This window comes from Bacteroides sp. 2201st1_D9_2201SCRN_220225 (assembly GCF_040928965.1).
Lineage (GTDB): Bacteria > Bacteroidota > Bacteroidia > Bacteroidales > Bacteroidaceae > Bacteroides > Bacteroides stercoris.
In genome coordinates, this window is the sequence record NZ_JBCODG010000044.1 from 1 (window position 1) to 4,396 (window position 4,396).

6 protein-coding genes are annotated in these 4,396 nt (G+C 49.7%); all 6 read right to left on the reverse strand.

Annotation, left to right across the window (positions count from 1 at the left end; genetic code table 11):
• Positions 1 to 171 precede the first annotated feature (171 nt).
• Entirely contained in the window at positions 172 to 360 is a 189-nt protein-coding gene (locus AB5903_RS14370) for a hypothetical protein (protein ID WP_005652688.1), read from the reverse strand.
• A 59-nt stretch (positions 361 to 419) separates the two neighbouring features.
• The gene (locus AB5903_RS14375; protein WP_005652687.1) at positions 420 to 797 is read right to left on the reverse strand and encodes a VOC family protein; all 378 of its coding nucleotides are present in this window, start codon (positions 795 to 797) and stop codon (positions 420 to 422) included.
• 31 nt (positions 798 to 828) lie between these two features.
• Positions 829 to 1,941: a DUF4468 domain-containing protein gene (locus AB5903_RS14380; RefSeq protein WP_342979199.1), complete on the reverse strand. Its 1,113-nt coding sequence runs from the start codon at positions 1,939 to 1,941 to the stop codon at positions 829 to 831.
• An 11-nt stretch (positions 1,942 to 1,952) separates the two neighbouring features.
• Positions 1,953 to 2,684 carry an MBL fold metallo-hydrolase gene (locus AB5903_RS14385; RefSeq protein ID WP_217418279.1) on the reverse strand — a complete coding sequence of 244 codons (732 nt, stop codon included), beginning with the start codon at positions 2,682 to 2,684 and terminating at the stop codon, positions 1,953 to 1,955.
• A gap of 80 nt (positions 2,685 to 2,764) precedes the next feature.
• Complete coding sequence (locus AB5903_RS14390) at positions 2,765 to 3,469, reverse strand: pirin family protein (protein ID WP_005652683.1); 705 nt, start codon at positions 3,467 to 3,469, stop codon at positions 2,765 to 2,767.
• A 91-nt stretch (positions 3,470 to 3,560) separates the two neighbouring features.
• Positions 3,561 to 4,396, reverse strand: an 836-nt coding sequence (locus AB5903_RS14395) for a 2-hydroxyacid dehydrogenase (protein ID WP_368117964.1), incomplete at its 5' end; no start/stop codon positions are given.

Here is a 4,396-nt window from a genome sequence, read left to right on the forward strand (position 1 = left end):
AGATCTAAATGATCCCCTGATTCCGGGGCTTTTTGATTAATTGTTTAACTCGTCCCATTTTAACGGGACACTAATGAATGCTTCTCTGTAATTCGGGTAGGTATGGTATAAAAAAGAAGGTGTAAGTTTTTCCCAACGGGACTTACACCTTCTTATCTGAAAAAATAATTATTATTTTCCTTTATGCCTGTTCGCGCGTTTCCTGCGGATTTCGGCTTTCATTTTCGCCGCACCGGAACCATGCAGGCCGGTGATATAGGTCTTTTTCTTGGCTTTGGTCTTGATTTTGTTTTCTTCTTTAGGCTTCTCTTTCTTGCCTTTGAAAACAATACCGCCCATCATTGCTTCTTCTATACTCACGTTGTTGATGTATTAAGTAATTAATAGTAATCCTCTTGTTGCAAAGTATGCCGTACAATTTACTTGGCGGGCAGTATCTCAATCCAGTAATCGTCGGGGTCGTTAATGAAATAGAGTCCCATGGCGGTATTTTCAAAACATACCCAGCCGTTTTCCTTGTGATATTGGCGGATTGCATCATAGTCTCCGGCCACGCGGAAGCAGAGATGGCTTTCGTTCTCGCCCAGTTCGTAGGCTTGGGGATGTTCTTTCAGGCAGGTCAGTTCCAGAAGAAAACCCGTGCTGCCGTCGGTGAGGTAGACCAGCGTGAAAGAGCCGTCCGACGACTCTTTCCGATGATGTTCCTTCAGTCCCAATGCTTGTTCGTAGAAAGCGATGCTGCGTTCCAGGTTGGTGACGTTTATATTAAAATGGTCGAATTTGCTTTTTATTTCCACTGTTGTTACTTTTTTAGGTTTATATATCGGTTTATTTAATTTTTGCTTTCAGGATTTCGCCGATGTATGTACGCGGCATACCTTCTATCGGGGCTTGTGACGGCACTTTCTTACATTCCAGAATGACGGAAGGCTCTGTCTGTCCGTTGGGGTAGAAGCGTACGGTATAATTCTGGGCCGCTTCCATCTGTGCATAAGGCTGTTCCGGTGACAGAATGGTGAAGATTACCGGCTTGTTGCCTGCTATCTTGCCTAACGAGCCGCCGGCATTGGCAGTCATCATCGTCATATTGAAAGGTTCTTCGCCAATCACAATCACCAGCTTGCCGTTGCCGGTCTGGATGGCATCGGCGGGAACTGCATCCGGAGCTACCTCTTTATAGGCGCTTGGTACAGCCTGTACATTTGTTTGCGGTGTGGCGGCAACCGTAACCGTAGCCGGTGTTGTAGCGGTGGCCTTGGGAGTTTCTACTGTAACTTGCGTTTTGGGGGCAATCACCGTTGTACCCGAATTGACGAGCGCCTTTGTCTCTTTCTTTTCTTCTTTCTTTTCCTCTACAGGAGCTTGGGCGGCGGTGCTGGCGCTTAAGGCTTCCGTTACCTCAATGCAGAGGGCATCGACGAAGTCCACGGTCTTTCTGCGCCATTTGGCAAGTCCGCGCACCAGTTTGGTTTGAGACTTGTTCAAGGCGTACTTGTCGGTAATCCATTCTTCGGCGGTATATTTCTCTTTTCCTTCGCGGTAGTTGAAACGTATCTTCTCTACTTCAAAAACACATTTTTCCGGTTGGCAGGTGACGGTGAGCTGATAAAGAATTTTCGTTCTGTCCAGTGACAATGCGGTGGAGCTGAACACAATCCATTCATCGCCGATGCCTACAATCTGTCCTTTCTCCTTGTCGGAAAAGACTACGCGGCTGTTATTCCCGTTCTTTGCCAGACGTGCATCCATCCACCTCAACAGGCGGGAGTAGATTGTGTCTTGAGACATTCCGGGGATACTGAAATCTTTGGTGAATACTACCTTGCCGTCCACTTCCGGAACAGCGCCGGCCAGATATTTGCTGTCATCCCTCTGGGCATGCAGCAAGGCAGGCATGCAAAGGCAGAACAGCACAATAAGAACCTGTGTTAAATTTTTCATAATGCTATGTTTTATTTAGTAATGTCAAAACTCTCACCCCGGCGGGAGATTGTAAGGAAACGGCAACCCCGGCTTTCGGCAAAGGTGCGGAAAGCGTTGCCGCCCCGGTAATCCTCACTGAAGTGCATAGGTGCAAATATAGCGGTTTTTATCCGTTCCACGAACTGTTCCGCACCGCGCATGTAATCTTTTCCGATGCGGCTGTCCACCGGAAACATGGCTATATCTACCCGGGGAGCCTTTTGTTGCAGGTTTTTTATCTCTGCAAGAAAGTCGCCTTCCGCCTTGCGTATCTCCTGCGGAGTGGACTCTTCGCTCCAATGCCAGTTGTTCAGGTCGCCGGCATGGAACAGGCGTACGCCTTGCAAATCTATCAGGAAAGAGATGCCTACATCGGTGGAGCCGAAGGCTTCGATACGGATATTTTCATCTTCGTAGACATCCCCCTTATTTATGTAAACGGCATCTTCCGCCGTGGCACGCCGGTGTTTCAGAATATCTTTGGAGAAGATATACCGGATGTCGGGCCACTGTTCCTTCCATGAAAGGATGTCGCGGTTGAAGTGGTCGGGGTGGAAATGCGAGGAAAGCACGTAGAGCGTTCCCGGCTTCTTTAGCAGATGGTCGTGTACGATTCCCCGGTCCGGCGCCTCTTCCGAGGAGTCTTTGTAGTAATCGATAATGACCGTTATTCCGTCCGCTTCAATCGCGAAGCCGCTGTGGTAAATATAATCAAGTTTCATTGTACGGTTTCAATTATAGCGCAATATTACAAAAAACACCACACAAACTTCCGGTTTGGCTGTTATTTTATGCAAAAGTCCTACATCGGGACTTCAATCAGCAGGATATGCGAATCTTGCAGCGTTTCCAACTCAAAACTGTCGGTTTCGTATACTCCCATACCGTCGCGGCGGGACAGCACTGTGCCGTCTACCTTTATTTCGCCCTCTATGAGGAAGATGTACACGCCGGCGTGCGACTGGTGCAGGTGATATCCCAGCTTCTTTCCGGCCTCGACTTCTCCGATGGAGAACCATGCCTGTTGCAGCATCCCGGCAGGAGCATTGCCGTCGGGCGATACGATAAGCGAAAGCTTGTTCTTGTGCAGATAGGGACGGATGTCATAATCCTGATAGGCGGGCGGGGTATTCAGCTTTTCGGGTATTACCCAGATTTGGAGAAACTCTGCCGGTTCGGTATCGCTTCCATTCATTTCGCTGTGGTAGATGCCCGTGCCTGCACTCATGGTCTGGATGTCGCCTATGGTGATGGTACGGCTGTTTTGTTTGCTGTCGCCATGCTTCAGCTTGCCTTTCAGGGGAATGGAGATAATCTCCATGTTCTTATGCGGATGGGTTCCGAAGCCTTTTCCCGGAGCTATCCGGTCGTCGTTCAGAACGCGCAGCGCGCCGAAATTCATGCGGCGGGGGTTGTAATACTTGTCAAAACTGAATGTATGGCGGCTGTCGAGCCAGTCATACGAAGAGCGTCCACGGCTTTCGGCTTTGTCTGTTACTTTTTTCATAATCTGTCTTTTTAGTGGTTTATCTGTGTGTAACAAGCAGGCGGGCCTGAAAGTTTGAGCCGTGGATGATTAATGTTCTATAAACGCTTTTTTACAGTCTGACCTCGTTTTCCAGCTTCTTGTGTTCCATGAAGTCCTTTATATTCATCAGGGTAGTGGATGCGATGTTGGCAAGGGCTTCACGCGTGAAGAATGCCTGGTGGGAAGTCACGATTACGTTATTGAATGACAGCAGGCGTGCCAGCGTATCGTCGTCGATAATCTTGTCCGACCGGTCTTCGTAGAAATATTCGCTCTCTTCCTCGTACACATCCAGCCCGGCAGAACCGATTTTCTTGTTTTTCAGTCCTTCTATCAGGGCATTGGTATGGATGAGCTGTCCCCGGCCGGTGTTGATAATCATCACGCCGTCCTTCATCTTACTGATGGAGTAGTCGTTAATCAGGTATCTGGTCTGCTCCGTGAGCGGGCAGTGCAGGGAGATGATGTCCGAGCTGCGGTACAGTTCGTCCAGCGTGGTGTATACCACCTGGTGCTCGCGGGCGAAATTGTAGTCGGGATACAGGTCGTAGGCGAGGATGTTCATGCCGAAACCGCGCAGGATGGCGATTAACTTCTTGGCTATTTTGCCTGTGCCGATGATACCTGCCGTTTTGCCATACATGTCGAATCCCAAAAGGCCGTGCAGGGAGAAGTTGCCGTCGCGTGTGCGCCAGGTGGCACGGGGTATCTTCCGGTTGAGGGAGAGCATGAGGGCAACGGTGTATTCCGCTACCGCGTAAGGGGAGTAGGCGGGGACGCGCACCACGGTGATGCCGTTTTCCGCTGCCGCTTTCAGGTCTACATTATTATATCCGGCGCAGCGCAGGGCAAGGAGTTTCACTCCGTTTGCCGCCAGTTGCCGGATAACTTCCGCGTCGGCAGTAT